Source organism: Micromonospora craterilacus (assembly GCF_003236315.1).
GTDB classification, from domain to species: domain Bacteria; phylum Actinomycetota; class Actinomycetes; order Mycobacteriales; family Micromonosporaceae; genus Micromonospora; species Micromonospora craterilacus.
The window spans coordinates 1-15,563 of the sequence record NZ_POTY01000175.1 but is presented as its reverse complement, the minus strand read 5'-3'; the positions used below and the strand labels follow the sequence as shown (position 1 = coordinate 15,563).

The following is a 15,563-nucleotide window of genomic DNA, read 5'->3' as shown; positions in this document are numbered from 1 at the left end:
GAACCGGCAGCGGTACGCGGATGAGACGATGGAGCTGCCGATCTTCCGGGAGCTGGAGTCGGCGTGGTTCCGCACCCGTCGGCCGGGCCCGGAGGAGTCGGGCGGTGCCCGGCAGCCGGCGGCGAACGGCGGTGCCACCCAGCAGTCCTCGGCAGTCGACACCGCGGGTCGACCCGTCCAGCAGACCCCAACCGGGACGACAGGTAACGCACCGATGGCAGAGACTCCGACGGCCGCAGGAGCGTCCTTCGGGAACGGCGCGGCGGCGAGCGGTGGGCCCCGTCCCGGCGCCGCCGAGAGTAGGCCGTCGTACCGTTCGACGCCGCAGGACAATGTCTGGCAGACCGCGGCCGACGACGGCTGGCGGGCAGCCTCCGCCGCCAGCCAGGCGCCGGCTACCGGCACCACCCAGACCGGGCTGCCGAAGCGCATGCCGATGGCGCAGCTCGTGCCGGGCGCGGTGGAGAAGCCGTCGACCTCGGTGCAGCGACGCAACCCGGAGTCGGTGCGTGGCCTACTCTCTGCTTACCACCGGGGCGTCCAGCGAGGGCGTAGCCACCCCTCGGACAGCAACCCGACCGGCCCGGAGGGGACTCCGGGCGGGCAGCAATCCTCGCAGTCTGGCTCAGGCCCGATGGCCGGGAGCGGGCAGAAGGAGCAAGAAGGATGACTACTACGCAGGATCTCGGTTGGCTGCTGGCCAACTTCGCGGACCGGGTGCCCGGTGTCGCGCACGCGGTCGCCGTCTCTGCGGACGGCCTGCTCCTGGCGTCGTCACGAGACCTTCCGCGGGACCGGGCGGACCAGTTGGCGGCGATCGCCTCCGGCCTGGTCAGCCTGACCCAGGGCGCGGCCCGCTGTTTCGAGGGAGGCGCGGTGCTGCAGACCGTGGTCGAGATGGACAATGGCTTCCTGTTCCTGATGTCGATTTCCGACGGCTCGTCGTTCGCGGTGCTTTCCGCACGCAGCTGCGACGTGGGACAGGTCGGTTACGAAATGGCCCTGCTCGTTGACCGGGTGGGCGACGCTCTGACCCCGCAGCCGCGTACGGCTGTGGGGATGATGGGCTGATCGTCGCGCCGGCCGGTGGGGCAGGCGAGGCAACAACACTGCAAACGACGGGTAGCACCGGTGCGATCCGGTGTCGGGTACGAAGGAGGTGAGCGGCGACATGGTCGATCGTGACGAGCCCACAGGCGCATTGGTTCGTCCATACGCCGTGACCCGCGGTCGTACCCGTCCCCGCCTCGACATCGCGCTGGAGGCGCTTGTCGAGACGACGGTGCGCGGTCGGGCCGCTGCCACTGGCAACGGTGGGCAAGGCCGTGAGCACCAGTACATCGCCGCGCTGTGTGACGGACGCGTGCAGTCGCTAGCCGAGATCGCGGCGCGAATGCAGCTTCCGCTCGGCGTGGCCCGGGTGCTCATCGCCGATATGGCGACGGACGGCCTGGTCGCGGTCCACGAGCCGACCATCCTGGACGACTCGGACGACGCGGTGGGCACTGAATTGCTGGAGAGGGTGCTGAGTGGACTTCGCAGGCTCTGACATGTCGCACCGCCCGCCGACCCCAAGCGGGCGCGTGACGTCGGCGAAGATTGTTATCGCCGGTGGATTCGGCGTCGGCAAGACGACGCTGGTCGGCTCGGTCTCGGAGATCACGCCGCTGACTACCGAGGCCATCATGACCTCCGCCGGGGTCGGCGTCGACGACACCCGGCAGGTGCCGGGGAAGACGACGACCACGGTGGCCATGGACTTCGGTCGTATCTCGATCGATCGTGACCTGATCCTGTACCTGTTCGGTACGCCGGGTCAGACCCGTTTCTGGTTCATGTGGGATGAACTGGTCCGGGGCGCGATCGGCGCGGTCGTGCTGGTGGACACCCGCCGGCTGGCCGACTGCTTCGCGGCGATCGACTTCTTCGAGCACCGGCGGCTGCCCTACCTGGTGGCCATCAACTGCTTCGACGGTATGCAGTACCACGACCCGCAGGACGTACGGGAGGCGCTCGCAATCTCCTCCCACGTGCCGGTGGTGGCCTGTGACGCCCGGAACCGGGAGTCGACGAAGCATGTGCTGATCTCGCTGGTCGAGTACGTGCTCACCATGCGTCGCACGCGCGCCGTCGCCCCGGCCTGACGATCGCGTTCCAGCGCCCGGTGACGGCCTTGTCGACACCGGGCGCTGGTTGCTGCGCGTGATCTGCTGACCGGTGTACGGGACCGGCGGGCCGGCTACCGCGTCAGCGGAGTCGGTTCCAGGCGCCGCCGTCGACGCGGTACACGCCGAGGGACTGGCGCTCCATGCCGCTGTGCCGGATCGGCGTGAACGAGTACATCCCCGCCATCCCGTCGGTGATCTGGTTCTGCAGGTACGCCCGCAGCCGCCCACGGTCCACGCTGTCGGCCAACCGGGCCGCCGTGGCGATGAGCAGCAGGGCGTCCGAGGCGTACGGGGCGAAGCCGCTGTAGGCGCCGTGCCGGCGGATGTACTGCGAGACGAGGTCGCGGTAGGCGCGTCCGGTGGCGCTGCTGTTGGCGACGGTGGAGGCGGCCAGCGACGACGGGTGGATGGCGTACGCGCCCTCCACGGCGAGCGCGTTGTGGCTCTCCAGGGTCTCCTCGGCCACCGCACCGGGGTCGAAGAACAGGTGGCCGGAGTGTCCGGCCTTGCGCAGGGCCCGTGCGGCGGCGCCGGAGTTCGGTGCGGTCGCCCACACCACCACGCCGTCCGCCTGGGCCGCGACGGCCTGCTCGGCGGCCCGCCCGACGTCCCCGCCCGCCTTGGGTAGCCGCACGGTACGGGCCAGACCCACCCCCGCGGTACGCAGCGCGCCGGTCATGGCCCGTACGCCGGAGTTGCCGTGCAGTCCCTCCTCGGCCAGCAGCACGACCCGGCGCAGCCCCTCGGCGTCGATCAGCTGGGCCAGCTGGCGGGCCACGTCCCCGGCGTCCGGGGTGACCTTGTAGATGAAGGCGCGTTGGGCCAGCGGGACGGTGATCGCATCGCCGAACGCCAGCGACACGAACGGCAGCCGCAACTCCTGCGCCACCCCGATGACCGACATCGAGGTCTCCGCCAGCGTGCCGCCGAGCAGGGCGTGTACGTCGTCGCGCTGGCCCAGCTCGGTGGCCTGCCGGGCGGCCAGCCGGGGGTCGCTGCGGTTGTCCATGATCTCGAGCCGTACGGTCCGGCGTAGGTTGCCGACCGCGACGCCCTTGTCGTTGATGGCCTCCGTGCTGATGGCCAGCACCCGCTCCTGGGTCACGCCCAGGGCCGCACCCGGCCCGCTCAGCTCCAGCGTCGCCCCGATGACCAGCTCGTGCCCGGGGGTGGGCCGGGGGAGGGCTCCGTCGCGCTCCTCGCCGCGCCCACAGGCGCTCAGCAGCATGGTGCCCGTCGCCGCGGCCAGCACGCCACGTCGGGTGATCACGGATGGGCTGGTTGCCGGTGTTGCCATGAGTCGCCTTCCCGCCCGGCGACCTGCCGCCGGCTGTTCCGCGGGTATGCTCCCGGCCCTGCCGACCCGGCGTCAACTTATCCGGGTGTGGGCAGAAACACGCAGGTGAGCGGCCTTGCGGTCGGCGTCAGGACCGGTAGCCGGCCGAGCGGTACTCGTACTCCCGTTCGTCGTCACGGTCACCGGTGTCCCGGCTGAAGTCCCAGCCGCCGGCCGACTCGCGCCCGGGGCGCCCGCCGACCGCGAACCCGCCGATCTCCTGCCCCCGGCGCCAGCCGCGGAAGTAGCCGGTGGTGTTCTCGGCCAGGCTGGCCGCGTCCCGCACGATCCGCAGTGGACGCTCCTCGCGCAGCGGCGAGCCCGGCACGAGGTTGGCCTGGGGTACCCGCTTGGGCAGCCCGGCCGTTGTCTCGTCGCCCACCGCCGGGCGGGCTGCCTGCTCGGCGGCCTGCCATCCGGTGTCGGCCGTGGTCGACCAGTCCAGGCCGGAATCCTCGCCGTGACCGACGAACCAGGCCGACTTGGCCTGGGCGAAGATCAGCAGGTCACCGTCGCCCTCGTCGGAGACCGGCGGCGGCCGGTGCTCGACCGGTGGTTCCGGCCGGCGGGCCGGTGGGGTGAGGTCCAGCCGCTCGGCCGGATGGCCGCCACGCTCCGGGCCAGGCCGGTCGACCAGCCGCAGCGGCGGGTTCTCCAGCTGCGGTTCGGCTCCGTTGCGCAGCGCCCGGTCGGCCAGCGGTGGCGGCTCGACCAGCCGCAGCACCGGTGGCTCCGGCGGCAGGTCGTCGGCGAGCCATGGCGGGGTCACCCGGCGGTCGGCGCCGAGGTCGGCGGGAGCCTCGGGGGCACCGCGCCGACCCCGGTCGTCGTACGAGCTGACGACCGGGTTGTTGGCCGAACTGTCGGCCGGGTTCTCCGGGTTGTTGACCAGCGGCCAGTTCGCCCGGGAACCCGGGGCTGCCGGCTCCTGCCCCGGTCGCGGGGTCGGCACCGGGACGTTGAGGTCGGTGGCGCTGAAGCCGCCGGTCGGCGGTTCCCCACCGGTGGTCTTCGGTCGGGGCGGGATGACGGTGCGCCGGCGCTCGGCCCGCGCGCTGTTGATCGCCGCGGTGGTGAGGGTCGGCCGGAACGGCTCACCGGCTTCCGCCGGTGGGATCGAGCCGCGCTGCGCCGGCGCGATCGGGGTGATCCCGGGCGGCGGCGGAGGCGGCGTGGAGATCGGCCGGTTGGTCGGCCCGTCGATCCGCGACGGGGTGGGCTCGGGGTGCGACGGCGGCGCCGATACGGGCGGGCCGGCGACCGCGGCCGGTGCCACCGGAGCAGGTGCGACGGGTGGCGGGGTGACCGGAGGCGGCGCCACCGGCGGCGGACCGAGCGGTCGGGGCGACGGTAGCGGAGCGCTGCCGGGCATCGGCTCGGGACGGCTGCGCCGCCCGCCCGCTGGCTCGGCCCCGGTGGGGCGCACCGCCCGCAGCCCGGCACCGGTGCTGGCGGCCGGCAACTCGCCGACCGGCTCGCCGCGTCGGGCGGCGGCCCGACGACCTGCGGCCGGCGCCGGCGCGGCGGTACGGGCGTGCAGCGCACCGACCAGCGCCTCGCAGCCGGCGTCGCAGGCCCGTACGGAGGCGACCGCCTGCCGGATCGTCTCGGCGGCGGCAGCGGTGAGGGCCCGGTTGACCGCGGACCGGCGGGGGGTTTCCGAGATCGCCACCCGCAGCGCGGTGACCGCCTCGTCGATCGCCTCCGCGTCGCCCGTGCCGTCGGCCGCGAGCTGGGCGGTGACCGCGTCGGCGGTGACCGCGGCGTCGCGACCACGGCCGGCGGCGTCGGTGAGCATGCCCGGCTCGGGCAGGGCGTCCAGCACGGCCAGCGGGATCGGCTCGGCGGGATCGGGGTAGGCGCGCAACGCGGCCGGGTACAGCTCGCGCAGCACCTCGCGCAGCGCGACCGCGGCGGAGTGCCGCCCGCTGGCCAGCGCGGCATGCGCGGCGAGCACCTGCTTGTAGCCGGCGAGGTCCCGGGGGGCCGGCAGGGTCACCGCGGACAGTGCACCGGCCTGCAGGGCGCGGGCCAGGCCGACGGCCCGCCGCACGGCCGGCGGTGACTGCATCTCCTCCAGGGAGTCGTCGTCGGCGAACCGCTCGGCGAAGTCGTCGACCGAGTCGTCGTCGGCGATCGCCAGCGGGCGACCGGCGGCACTGAGCAGTGAGGTGACCGTGTGGTCGTCGCTGTCGGCGGCTATCGCCGCGCCGCTCGGCCCGCCGGAGCGTTCGACCAGCAGCGTCACCAGCCGGGCGTAGCCCGCCGGTTCGTCGCCGATCTCACAGACATGCAGCAGACGGCCTGCGTCGTCGACCACAGCCGACGTCAGCGTCGAACCGGCCGAGGCCGATCGGTCGGCCGGATCCGCCGAGGCCAGACCGCAGTACACGCGCACGAGCGCCACGGCGTCGTCCTCCTCCCGGGACACAAGGCTTTCTCTGCCAGAGACTGATGCTCCCTGGTGCGGGTCAGTCGCGCCAGTCCACGATCGCAGAGATCTTTCCGACAATGGTCCGCCAACCGAGACTTGCGGTTTGTGCCCCGATTTTCTTCAATCGACGCCGGCCCATGAAACCGCCGATTCCGCCGTTGACCGAAGCCCGCAGCGCCTCGTCGAGGTCGTCGAGGCTGGAACCAGCGGAGAGCATGTCGAGCACGGCGGGCAGGCGGAGGGCGTACGCCAGATCGCGGGCGACCTCGCCGGCCTCGATGAGCAGGGTCGGGTCCCAGGTGTCGTGGCCGCCGCGGAGGTTCTCCACCACGAGGTCGAGCTCGTACACGTCCTCGTCGAGCGGCGCGATGTCGCCCGGCTCCACCCGTTCGGACAATTCATTCCAACTGTCCAGCTGGGACAGATCGTTGGGCGCGCCGGAACGGACGAAACTGACCAGGGACTCGGGGGTCTTGAACAGCAGCAACCGCCCCCGGTGCGTCAGGAAGGCCGGCACCTCCTCGTCGTCGGCCTCGTCGGCCGCCTCCTCGTCGGTGTCCTCCTTCTCGGCGTCGTCCTTCCCGGCGTCGTCCGCGGTGGCGCCGTCGCCGCGCTTGGCCCGCTTCTCGTCGTCGTCGCTCTCGGCGAACTCCCGGGCGACGTCCTCATCGAGGATGACGACGTTCTCGTCGTCTTCGTCCTCGGTCTCGACGGCCTGCCGGCGGGCCAGGAACGGGTCGTCGGCATCGCGTTCGGCCACATCGGTCGGGGTCAGCTCGCTCGCCGGCCGGTACGCCCGCAGGGTGTAGCCGGTGCCGGCGGGCAGGGCGATCTCCACCGGATCGATCCGCAGCTCATCCCAGAGTTCACGGTCCGCGTCGGCCGACGCGGCAGCGTCCGGCTCGGCGTCGTCCGGCTCGGTGGGACCGGTCGTGTCATCGAGCTCGGGCTCGTCGGCGTCCGGTCGTTGGGGCGACTGGCGGGCCACGGTGACCTCCGGGTGCGTCGGGCTGCCCACCGGCGTCGTGCCGGTGAGTGACTCTGGGCACATACCCTAGTTGGCCGCTCTGGGTGACCGGTGCCGCACCCCGGTGGCGCACCCTTTCCTCAACAAGTAGCGTGTCTACGTATGAACGCCCAGGCGCTGCACGGACACCTCGACGCCCTGCTGCTCGCCGTGTTGGAGCGGGGTGCCCAGCACGGCTACGCCATCATCGAGGCGCTCCGGGCCCGCAGCGACGGGCGGCTCGACCTGCCCACCGGCACGGTCTACCCGGCGCTGCGGCGACTGGAGCGGGCCGGGTACGTGGCGAGCGACTGGAGCACCGTCAACGGACGGGAACGGCGTACCTACGAGCTGACCGACGCTGGCCGGCGGGCGCTGGCCGACCAGCGGTCCGGGTGGCGCGAGTTCAGCGCCACGGTCGGGCGTTTCCTCGACCCCGGTGGGGCGCCCGCGACGCCCCGCTGACCCCGACCGATCCCACGGCACGGGCGCGGCCGGCGACGAGCACTCCGGCGGCCGGTCGGCGGCTCAGCGGGTGGCGAGCAGCCAGGTGCGGGCGGCCCGGCCCAGCGAGAAGTGGGCGGCACCGGCGGCGAGCATGCCGATGATCATCGGGGGCCAGGTGAGGGCCGCGTCCCACAGCAGGATCGACCAGGTGAACAGCGCCGCCCCGGTCAGCGCGCCCAGCACGGCAGCCCCGGTCAGCATGGTGCCCACCGCACGGGCCGAGGTGGTGAGGCCCGGGCGAGGCGACCGCGCGGTGGCCCCGACCAGCACCAGCCCGGCGACACCGAGCAGGAAGGCGGCCGCCCAGATCCACTCCACCGACTGCGACAACAGCAGGTAGCCGGCCGGCGGCCGGGGTCCCTCGCTCCAACTCGACCCGCGCCAGGTCAGGTCGCCGGCGAGCGAGGCTGCCGCGGCGAAGGCGAGGATCCGCAGCGCCAGACCGCGTAGCGCGGCCACCGCCAACTCGGCCTGGTACGCCGGTGCGAGCTGCTCCGGCGTACCGAACTCGGCCACCGCCTGGCGGGACGCCTCACGGGCCGGCAGGCCACTGTCCCGGTACGCCTCGACGGCGTCCAGCAGCCCGTGCCGTGCCTCGGTCATCAGGTCGGCCCGTAGCCGGCGTGGCCCGCGCAACCGGTCGGCCAGTTGCCGCAGGTGCTCCTCGACCAACACGTCATCCCCGACCGGCATGGCCCCCACCCTGCCACCTTGGGCGGCGTCCCGGCGTCGGGGACATCCCGGAGCCGATCCCGGAGGGGTCACCCGGAAAGCGCGAGGTAGCCGTGCTCGGCGGCCTGTTGCAGCACCCACTGGTCCCGGTACCAGCCGGGGGCCGCGACCAGCTCCGCGTGCCGGCCGCGCTGGACGACCCGGCCGGCGTCCAGCACCACGATCTCGTCCAGCCCGGCGAGACCGCTGAGCCGGTGGGTGATCAGCAGCACCGAGTGCCCGGCCGGGGTGGCAGCCAGCGTCGAGGCGAGCACCTCGTCGGCGGCGACCGGGTCGAGGCCCTCGGTCGGCTCGTCCAGCACCAGCACTCCGGGCGCGGCGAGCAGTGCCCGGGCCAGCGCCAGCCGCTGCCGCTGGCCGCCGGAGAGCTGCCCACCCTCCTCGCCGACCACGGTGTCCCAGCCGTCCGGCTGGGCCCGGACCCAGTCCGCCAGCCCGGCCGCCGTGGTGGCGGCGATCAGCGCGTCCTCGTCCGCATCCGGGCGGCCGAGCAGCAGGTTGTCCCGGACCGAGGCGTGGAAGACGTACGCCTCGGCGAGCAGCCCGCCGACCGCCCGGGGCAGCTCGTCCGGGGAGTACGCCGACACGTCCCGGCCGTCCAGGGTGACCCGGCCGCCGTCCGGGCGTACCGCCCCGGTCAGGACCGCGGCCAGCGTGCTCTTGCCCGCGCCGCTCGGCCCGACCACCGCGACCCGGCGGCCCGCCGGCAGGTCGAGGTCAAACCCGTCCAGCGCGGCGGGGGCTCCGGCCCGGTAGCGGACGGTCACCCCCTCGAAGCGCACGTCGGGGGCACCGGCCAGCAGGCCTGCGCCGCCGGCGCCTGCCGCGCCGCGGTTGGCCGCTGCGCCACCTGTGCCCGCCGCGCCGACTGCGGTGCCTGCGCCCGTCGGGCGGCCAACCGGAGACGGGGCGGCCGGGCCGGCCCCGGGCTGTTCGGTGTCGGGGGCGGCGGCCACGAGCTGGGCGACCCGGGCCAGGCCGGAGCGTAGCCCGGTCCACTGCCGGGCGGCAGCGACCAGCGCGAGGGTGATCTCCACGGCGGCCAGCGTGCCGACCGCCAGGACGCCGACCAGCACTCCGTCCACCCCGGCCCGGAGCGCGACCAGCACCACCGCGCCGGCGGTCAGCCCGGCCACCAGCACGCCGAGGGCGTCGACGGCGAAACCGAGCGCGGCGAGCCGGCGTTCCAGCCGGGCCAGCCGCTGAGCCCGCCGCTCGGCGGCGCCCAGCGCGGTGCCGGTGGCGCCGAAGGCGGCCAGGTCGGCGGCGCCGTGGGTCAGGTCGACCGCGTCGGCGGCGAGCACGCCGCGCAGCGGTGCCACCTCGGCACCGGCCCGCCGGGTCAGGACGGTGGCCAGCGCCGGCAGGGCCACCCCGGCCACCAGCAGCCCGGCGGCGAGCGCCAGCGCGGCCGGCGGTGAGATGAGCGCGGCCAGGCCCACGGCCGCCACACTCACCAGGCCCGCTGCCGCGCCCGGGACGAGCACCCGCAGCAGCAGGTCCTGCACCGCCTCCACGTCGGAGACCAGCCGACTCAGGGCGTCGCCGGTGCGTGGCGGGGCACCGCGCCGGGCGGCCAGGGTGGCGAAGACCCGGGTACGGACATCGGTGACGAGCCGGAGCACCGCGTCGTGGCCGGCGAGGCGTTCGGTGTAGCGCAGCACGCCCCGGCTGACGGCGAGCGCCCGCACCGCGACGATCGCCACGGTGAGCCGGTCCAGCGGAGGCCGGTCGGCGGCGGTCATCAACAGCCAGGTCGCGGTGGCCATCAGGGCCAGCCCGGCGAACTCGGTTGCCGCGGCGAGCAGCCCGGCGCCGACCAGCCGCTTGAGGTACGGCCGGGCCAGGCGCAGCACGGTCAGCTCGGGGCCGCTCATCGGGCCTCCCCGGCCGGTGTCGGCGTCAGCTCGGTCACCCGGCCGTCCTCGACCCGCAGGATGCGGTCGGCGTCCTCGAGCAGCGCGGGCCGGTGCGCGACCAGCAGCGCGGTGCGGCCGGCCACCAGCCGGTGGGTGGCGGACAGCACCACCGCCTCGGCGGCGGCGTCGAGGCGCGCGGTCGGCTCGTCGAGCAGCACCACGGGGGCGTCCCGCAGGAACGCCCGGGCCAGCGCGACCCGCTGCCGCTGCCCGCTGGACAGACCGTGCCCGCGCTCGCCGAGCAGGGTGTCCAACCCCTCGGGCAGCGCGGCGACCACGTCGTCGAGAGCGGCATCGCGAACGGCGGCGGCGACTGCAGCCGGCGGGGCGTCCGGGCTGCCGAGCCGGATGTTGTCGGCCAGCGACGCGGCGAACAGGTGAGCCCGCTGCGGCACCCAGGCCACCTGCCGGCGCCAGCCGTCGAGGTCAGCGTCGGTCAGGTCCACTCCGCCGACGGTGACCCGGCCGGTGGTCGGCGTGACGAAGCCGAGCAGCAGGCCGAGCAGGGTGCTCTTGCCGGCGCCGCTGGGACCGATGATCGCGATCCGCTCGCCGGGCCGGATGCTCAGCGACACCTCCCGCAACGCCGTGGTGCGCTCGTAGGCGACGGTCACCGACTCGAACCGGATCTCGCCGCGCCCGTCCGGCAGCGCACCGGCTCGACCTGCCGGCGCGGGCGCGGAAGCGGAGAGGGTGAGCGCCTCGTCCAGTGCGGTGAGCCCCTCCATGCTGGCGTGGAACCGGCTGCCGGCCGCCCGCAGCGGCAGGTACGCCTCCGGGGTGAGCAGCAGCACCAGCAGCGCGGTCTGCAGGGCCAGCCCGCCGCCGAGCAACCGGACGCCCACCGGCACCGCGACCAGCGCCACCGACAGGGTGGCGACGAGCTCCAGCACCAGGGCGGAGAGGAAGGCGATGCGCAGGGTCTTCATGGTGGCCGTCCGATGACCGTCGGCCATCCGCCGTACCGCGTCGGTCTGGGCCTGGGCGCGGCCGAACGCCCGCAGGGTGGGCAGCCCGGCGACCATGTCCAGGAAGTGCCCGCCGAGCCGCGACAGTCGCCGCCACTGGCGCTCGGTGGCGGCCTGGGCCTGCCAGCCGAGCAGGGCCCCGAAGATCGGGATGAGCGGCAGGGTCAGCGCGATGATCACCGCCGAGCTCCAGTCGGCGAGGAAGACCCGGCCGAGCACGGCGACCGGCACGGTGACGCTCAGCACGAGCTGGGGAAGGTATCCGGTGAAGTACGCGTCCAGGGCGTCCAGTCCGCGACCGGCGAGGGTGCCCAACTGCCCGGCCCGCTGGCCGGCGACCCAACCGGGCCCGTGCCGGGCGACCGCGCCGAGCAGATCGGCCCGGAGCGCGGCCTTGACCGTGGCGGCGACCCGCGCCGACACCGCGCCCTGCGCCCACACCAGCACCGATCGGGCCGCGACGGCGGCGACGAACCCGGTCAGCGCGGTGCGGTCCAGCCGCCCGGTGAACGCCGTGGCCAGCAGCGCCGCCAGCGCGGTGGCCTGCGCCACGATCAGCCCGGCGGCAAGCACCCCGAGCAACGCGAGCAGGGCGAGGTCGCGCCGGGCCGCGGGGACCCGGTGCAGCAGCCGCGGGTCGAAGGGACGACGGTTCACCAGTACACCGGTGCTCTGCCGTCAGTCCGTCCCCGGAATATCCACCAGCACATCGCCTGGAAGCCTAGTAGGGCCGGCAGCAGCGGCACCGCCAGCCAGCCCAGCAGGCGCAGCGTCGGGGCGCTGGCCGCCGCGTCGGCCACCGTCAAAGACGCGCCGGGTTCGACGGTCGACACCAGCACGTAGGGCCAGAGGGTCGCCCCGACCAGCACGACCGGCAGCGCGAGGGCCGTGGCGGTGGCGGCGAAGGCCACGCCGACCCGCCCCCGGCCGAGCGCCGCCCGCGCCACCAGCAGGGCGGCGACCAGCAGGATCGCCAGCAGTACGCCGACCGCCGGGCGCTGCGCGGCGGCGCGTACCCGATCGGAGAGCAGGCCGACGACGGCGGCGACGGCGATCGCGGCGACCGCCGCCGCGACCAGCCGGCGGGCCAGCGGCCGGAGCCGGTCGGCCTCGGCGGCCGGCAGCCGCAGTGTGAGGAAGGCCGCTCCGTGCGCCGCGACCAGCGCGACCAGGGCCAGCCCGGTGGCGGCGGCGAACGGGGTGAACAGATGCGTCACCCCGGCCACGTGCCCGTCCACGTGCAGCGGCACGCCCTGCAACAGGGCGGCGAGCACGACGCCCCAGCCGAGCGCGGCGAGCAGGCTGCCGACCATGATCACCCGGTCCCAGCCGGCGCGGGCCCACCGGCTGTCCGGGCGGCTGCGCAGCTGCACCCCGGCGGTCACCAGGATCACCCCGGTCAGCGCGCCGAGCGCGGCCGGGTAGCAGCCGGCGAGCAGTTCCCCCTCCAGCACGGGAAACGCGCCGAACAGGATGCCGACGGCGGCGACCAGCCACACCTCGTTGCCGAGGAAGTACGGCCCGACCGCGTTGAGGGCGGCCCGGCGGCGGGCCGCGTCGGCACCCCGGGCGAGCAGCAGACCGACGCCGTAGTCGTAGCCGCCGAGCACCAGGTAGCCGGCGAAGAAGAGGCCGAGCAGGGCGTACCAGGCGAGTTCCATCGCGGTCTCCTCAGGCGAAGGCGGGCTCGGGGCGGGAGTCGTCGGCCGGGGGCTGTGCCGGCGGTCGGCCGAGGGCGGGGTCGGCCGCGCCCCGGGCGGCGTGCCGCGCCAGCAGCACCCAGTTGGTGACGGCGAGGGCACCGAGCAGCAGGGTGAAGCCGGTCAGCGAGGTGGCCATCAGCCACGGGCTGATCGGCGAGACCGCCTGGTCCACCGGCAGCAGGCCGTACGCGACCCAGGGCTGGCGGCCGACCTCGCGGGCGATCCAGCCGAGGATCAGCGCCACGAACGGCAGCGGCAGGGCGAGCATGAGCAGCCAGAGCGGGAACCGGAGCCGGATGATCCAGTCCCGCCAGAGCAAGGGGAGCAGCAGCCAGAGCAGGCCGAGGCCGAAACCGATGAGGATCATGAAACCGAGACCGACGTTGGCCGGTACGGGCGGCAGGTAGTCGCCGGGGCCGAACCGGGCGGTCCAGTCGGCGATCAGCGCGTCCGCGTCCGGGTTGTCGCTGTCGAACTTGGTCGGCTGCACGGCACCCACCGGCCCGAACTGGGCGAAGCCGAAGCCCTGGACGAAGGTGATCGCCAGCGTGGCGGTGACCACCCCGATCCGCAGCGAGGTGCGGAACAGCGCATGGTCGGTGGTCCGCCGGTTCAGGTGCCAGGCGCTGACCGCGGCCATCAGCAGCCCGCCGGTGAGCAGGGCCGCCGACACCACGTGGCCGAGCGCCATCCACAGCGCCGGGTTGGTCAGCAGCGCGGAGAAGTCGGTCAGGTGGGCGACGCCGCCGCGCACCTCGTAGCCGACCGGGTTCTGCAACCAGGAATTGGCCACCATGATCCAGAACGCCGAGGCGTACGCGGTGAGCGCGACCCCGTACAGCAGCGCGAGGTGTACGCCGCGACGCAGCCGGTGCCAGCCGAAGATCCACATGCCGAGGAAGGTCGACTCCAGGAAGAAGGCGACCAGGGTCTCGATCGCCAGCGGGGCGCCGAAGACGTTGCCCACGTAGCGCGACAGTCCGCTCCAGTTCAGCCCGAACTGGAACTCCATCACGATCCCGGTGGCGATGCCGAGCACGTAGTTGATCACGTAGAGCTGGCCCCAGAACCGGGTCAGTCGCTCGTAGCGGGGATTGCCGGTCAGCACCCAGGCGGTCTGCAACCCGACGAGCAGCGTCACCAGGCCGAGGGTGACGGCCACGAAGAGGAAGTGGACCGAGGCGGTGGCGGCGAACTGCAGTCGGGCGAGGAGCAGGGTGTCCATGGCCGGCTCTCCTGGGACGGGGGTCGATGCAGATAGGGAGCCTACGCGTAGGAACGCTACCTATGGGGCCGGGCGCGGCTGGAGCCGACCTGATTCAGGGTTAGTTCAGGGTGGTCAGCTCAGGAAGAGGGAGATCGGTAGCGCGGCCACGGTGGTGGTCACGGTCAGCGCGATGGTGCCGAGCAGCCGGGGCGGGCGTCCCGCGACCAGCAGCCGCTGCACCCGGACGTCGAGGTCCCGATCGCCGATGCCGAGCGCGCCGGCCGGGGTGACCCGGTTGCCGGCCGCGGCGAACCGGCGCAGCGCGCCGGCCAGCGGTGCCTCGGCGTGCAGCTCGCGGGCCTTGTCGTCGGCGCGCATCTCGACCAGCAGCGAGACCCGCTCGTGCGCCTCGCGGACCCACCGCAGCCAGGGCAGCGCCCGGCAGAGCGCGGTGAACGGCAGCAGCACCAGGTCATGCCGTTCCTGGGCGTGCGCCCGCTCGTGGGTGAGCACCGCCGCCAGCTCGGCCCGGTCGAGCAGGCTCAACGTGCCGGCGCTGACCACGACCCGGGGCTTCACCCCCGGCAGGCAGTACGCGGCCGCACTCGGGTGGTCGAGCACCAGCGCCCCGGGCACGGTGGGATCCCGTCGGGCCACCAGGGTGAGCAACTCCCGGTGCCGGCGCTGGGCGCGTACCGTGCCGTGGATGCTGCGTACCGTCGTGGTGAGCAGCACCGCCCCGATGCCGAAACCGACGCCGACCAGCCCCAGGTGCACCGCGCCGAGGCCGGCCGGCAGGGTGCTGTGCCGCAGGTCGTTCGCGAGCGCGAGCAGGGCGCTGCCGGTGCCCCGCTGGTAGGGACTGAGCCCTAGCGCGATCGGCAGGCCCATCGCGGAGAGGCCGACCGCCAGGCCGACCGCCTGCCAGCAGAGGATCGCCACCCGAGGGCTGCGCCACGTCCAGGTGGACCGGGCCAGGATCTGCGCGATCAACCAGCACGCCAGCATCGAGCCGGCGAAGTGCAGGGCGTGCGCCACGGCGTCGGCCCTACCGCTCCGCGGCCTCGTCGGCCAAGCCCGGGCGGGACGCCCGGTCGGCCGGCGGTGCCTCGACCCGGTCGGTCAGCCCGCCGCCCGGACCGTCCCCGGACTGGCCGGTCGAACCGGAAGCCAGCCCGGCCTCTGCGGCCAGGGCGGCGCGCAGTACGTCCGCTTCGGTGCCGGTGACCGAGCGGGCGAACCGGACCAGCGCCGCGTCCCGGCTGCCGCCGAGGTCGAGGGCGTCGAGCATGAGCTGGGCGATGTGTGCCTCGCGGCTGGCCGCGGCCCGGTAGCGCCAGGCGCGGCCCTCCCGCTCCCGCTGCACCATGCCCTTGCCGGCGAGCCGGTCAAGCACCGTCATCACCGTCGTGTACGCCAGCTCCCGACCGGCCAGGGCGTCGGCCACCTCGCGCACCGTGACCCCGTTCGACGTGGCGGGAACGGTGTCCCACAGCACGTCCATCACCGCACGCTCAAGATCCCCAAGCCGAGTCACCCCTGAATCCTACCCCCCGTAGTAGACGCCCACTGCCCCGCACCAC

The 15,563-nt window shown here is 74.3% G+C and carries 14 protein-coding genes and 1 pseudogene; 5 read left to right on the top strand and 10 right to left on the bottom strand.

The genetic code is table 11. The annotated features are described in order from the left end of the window. The 4 genes and pseudogenes from C1I95_RS23625 to C1I95_RS23610 form a co-directional block, all read left to right on the top strand. A pseudogene (locus C1I95_RS23625) lies at positions 1 to 670 on the top strand (ATPase); the annotation flags it as partial. Continuing rightward, on the top strand, positions 667 to 1,071 hold the full coding sequence (locus C1I95_RS23620) for a roadblock/LC7 domain-containing protein (protein ID WP_111216746.1): 405 nt from the start codon (positions 667 to 669) through the stop codon (positions 1,069 to 1,071). The pseudogene C1I95_RS23625 and the gene C1I95_RS23620, both read left to right, overlap by 4 nt. 100 nt (positions 1,072 to 1,171) lie before the next feature. Next, complete coding sequence (locus C1I95_RS23615; RefSeq protein WP_111216750.1) at positions 1,172 to 1,549, top strand: DUF742 domain-containing protein; 378 nt, start codon at positions 1,172 to 1,174, stop codon at positions 1,547 to 1,549. A 1-nt stretch (position 1,550) separates the two neighbouring features. Further along, a complete protein-coding gene (locus tag C1I95_RS23610) occupies positions 1,551 to 2,144 on the top strand; it encodes a GTP-binding protein (protein ID WP_111216744.1) in 594 nt (197 codons plus the stop codon). 103 nt (positions 2,145 to 2,247) lie between these two features. Here C1I95_RS23610 and C1I95_RS23605 read toward each other — a convergent pair whose 3' ends face one another. From C1I95_RS23605 to C1I95_RS23595, 3 genes are all read right to left on the bottom strand, one after another. After that, positions 2,248 to 3,438 carry an ABC transporter substrate-binding protein gene (locus tag C1I95_RS23605; RefSeq protein ID WP_233513839.1) on the bottom strand — a complete coding sequence of 397 codons (1,191 nt, stop codon included), beginning with the start codon at positions 3,436 to 3,438 and terminating at the stop codon, positions 2,248 to 2,250. A gap of 154 nt (positions 3,439 to 3,592) precedes the next feature. Continuing rightward, complete coding sequence (locus C1I95_RS23600) at positions 3,593 to 5,935, bottom strand: transposase (RefSeq protein WP_111216739.1); 2,343 nt, start codon at positions 5,933 to 5,935, stop codon at positions 3,593 to 3,595. A 40-nt stretch (positions 5,936 to 5,975) separates the two neighbouring features. Further along, positions 5,976 to 6,956: a SatS C-terminal domain-containing protein gene (locus C1I95_RS23595; RefSeq protein ID WP_111216737.1), complete on the bottom strand. Its 981-nt coding sequence runs from the start codon at positions 6,954 to 6,956 to the stop codon at positions 5,976 to 5,978. A gap of 111 nt (positions 6,957 to 7,067) precedes the next feature. Between C1I95_RS23595 and C1I95_RS23590 the strand changes: the two genes are divergently transcribed. Beyond that, on the top strand, positions 7,068 to 7,409 hold the full coding sequence (locus C1I95_RS23590) for a PadR family transcriptional regulator (protein ID WP_111216735.1): 342 nt from the start codon (positions 7,068 to 7,070) through the stop codon (positions 7,407 to 7,409). A gap of 63 nt (positions 7,410 to 7,472) precedes the next feature. On the opposite strand, the gene C1I95_RS23585 is transcribed toward C1I95_RS23590, so the two are convergent. The 7 genes from C1I95_RS23585 to C1I95_RS23555 all read right to left on the bottom strand — a co-directional run bounded on the left by C1I95_RS23585 (position 7,473) and on the right by C1I95_RS23555 (position 15,517). Next, entirely contained in the window at positions 7,473 to 8,144 is a 672-nt protein-coding gene (locus tag C1I95_RS23585) for a permease prefix domain 1-containing protein (RefSeq protein ID WP_111216748.1), read from the bottom strand. Positions 8,145 to 8,212: 68 nt separating this feature from the next. Further along, the gene (gene cydC, locus C1I95_RS23580) at positions 8,213 to 10,060 is read right to left on the bottom strand and encodes a thiol reductant ABC exporter subunit CydC (protein ID WP_111216733.1); all 1,848 of its coding nucleotides are present in this window, start codon (positions 10,058 to 10,060) and stop codon (positions 8,213 to 8,215) included. After that, positions 10,057 to 11,727, bottom strand: a complete 1,671-nt coding sequence (gene cydD, locus C1I95_RS23575; RefSeq protein WP_111216731.1) for a thiol reductant ABC exporter subunit CydD — start codon at positions 11,725 to 11,727, stop codon at positions 10,057 to 10,059. The genes cydC and cydD overlap by 4 nt, the downstream gene beginning before the upstream one ends. Beyond that, positions 11,724 to 12,731 (bottom strand): cytochrome d ubiquinol oxidase subunit II, encoded by a 1,008-nt coding sequence (locus C1I95_RS23570; protein ID WP_111216729.1) that lies wholly within the window; start codon positions 12,729 to 12,731, stop codon positions 11,724 to 11,726. The genes cydD and C1I95_RS23570 overlap by 4 nt, the downstream gene beginning before the upstream one ends. 10 nt (positions 12,732 to 12,741) lie before the next feature. After that, positions 12,742 to 13,998 (bottom strand): cytochrome ubiquinol oxidase subunit I, encoded by a 1,257-nt coding sequence (locus tag C1I95_RS23565; RefSeq protein ID WP_111216727.1) that lies wholly within the window; start codon positions 13,996 to 13,998, stop codon positions 12,742 to 12,744. A gap of 114 nt (positions 13,999 to 14,112) precedes the next feature. Beyond that, on the bottom strand, positions 14,113 to 15,018 hold the full coding sequence (locus C1I95_RS23560; RefSeq protein WP_111216725.1) for a M56 family metallopeptidase: 906 nt from the start codon (positions 15,016 to 15,018) through the stop codon (positions 14,113 to 14,115). 10 nt (positions 15,019 to 15,028) lie between these two features. Then, complete coding sequence (locus C1I95_RS23555; protein WP_111216723.1) at positions 15,029 to 15,517, bottom strand: BlaI/MecI/CopY family transcriptional regulator; 489 nt, start codon at positions 15,515 to 15,517, stop codon at positions 15,029 to 15,031. Between the last annotated feature and the right edge of the window lie 46 nt (positions 15,518 to 15,563).

What these genes read in the sequence shown, in the direction of transcription:
- C1I95_RS23585 (WP_111216748.1), bottom strand. Translation starts at nt 8,144, where the DNA reads ATGCCGGTCGGGGATGACGTGTTGGTCGAGGAGCACCTGCGGCAACTG.
- C1I95_RS23615 (WP_111216750.1), top strand. Translation starts at nt 1,172, where the DNA reads ATGGTCGATCGTGACGAGCCCACAGGCGCATTGGTTCGTCCATACGCC.
- C1I95_RS23610 (WP_111216744.1), top strand. Translation starts at nt 1,551, where the DNA reads ATGTCGCACCGCCCGCCGACCCCAAGCGGGCGCGTGACGTCGGCGAAG.
- C1I95_RS23570 (WP_111216729.1), bottom strand. Translation starts at nt 12,731, where the DNA reads ATGGAACTCGCCTGGTACGCCCTGCTCGGCCTCTTCTTCGCCGGCTAC.
- cydC (WP_111216733.1), bottom strand. Translation starts at nt 10,060, where the DNA reads ATGAGCGGCCCCGAGCTGACCGTGCTGCGCCTGGCCCGGCCGTACCTC.
- C1I95_RS23565 (WP_111216727.1), bottom strand. Translation starts at nt 13,998, where the DNA reads ATGGACACCCTGCTCCTCGCCCGACTGCAGTTCGCCGCCACCGCCTCG.
- C1I95_RS23590 (WP_111216735.1), top strand. Translation starts at nt 7,068, where the DNA reads ATGAACGCCCAGGCGCTGCACGGACACCTCGACGCCCTGCTGCTCGCC.
- C1I95_RS23620 (WP_111216746.1), top strand. Translation starts at nt 667, where the DNA reads ATGACTACTACGCAGGATCTCGGTTGGCTGCTGGCCAACTTCGCGGAC.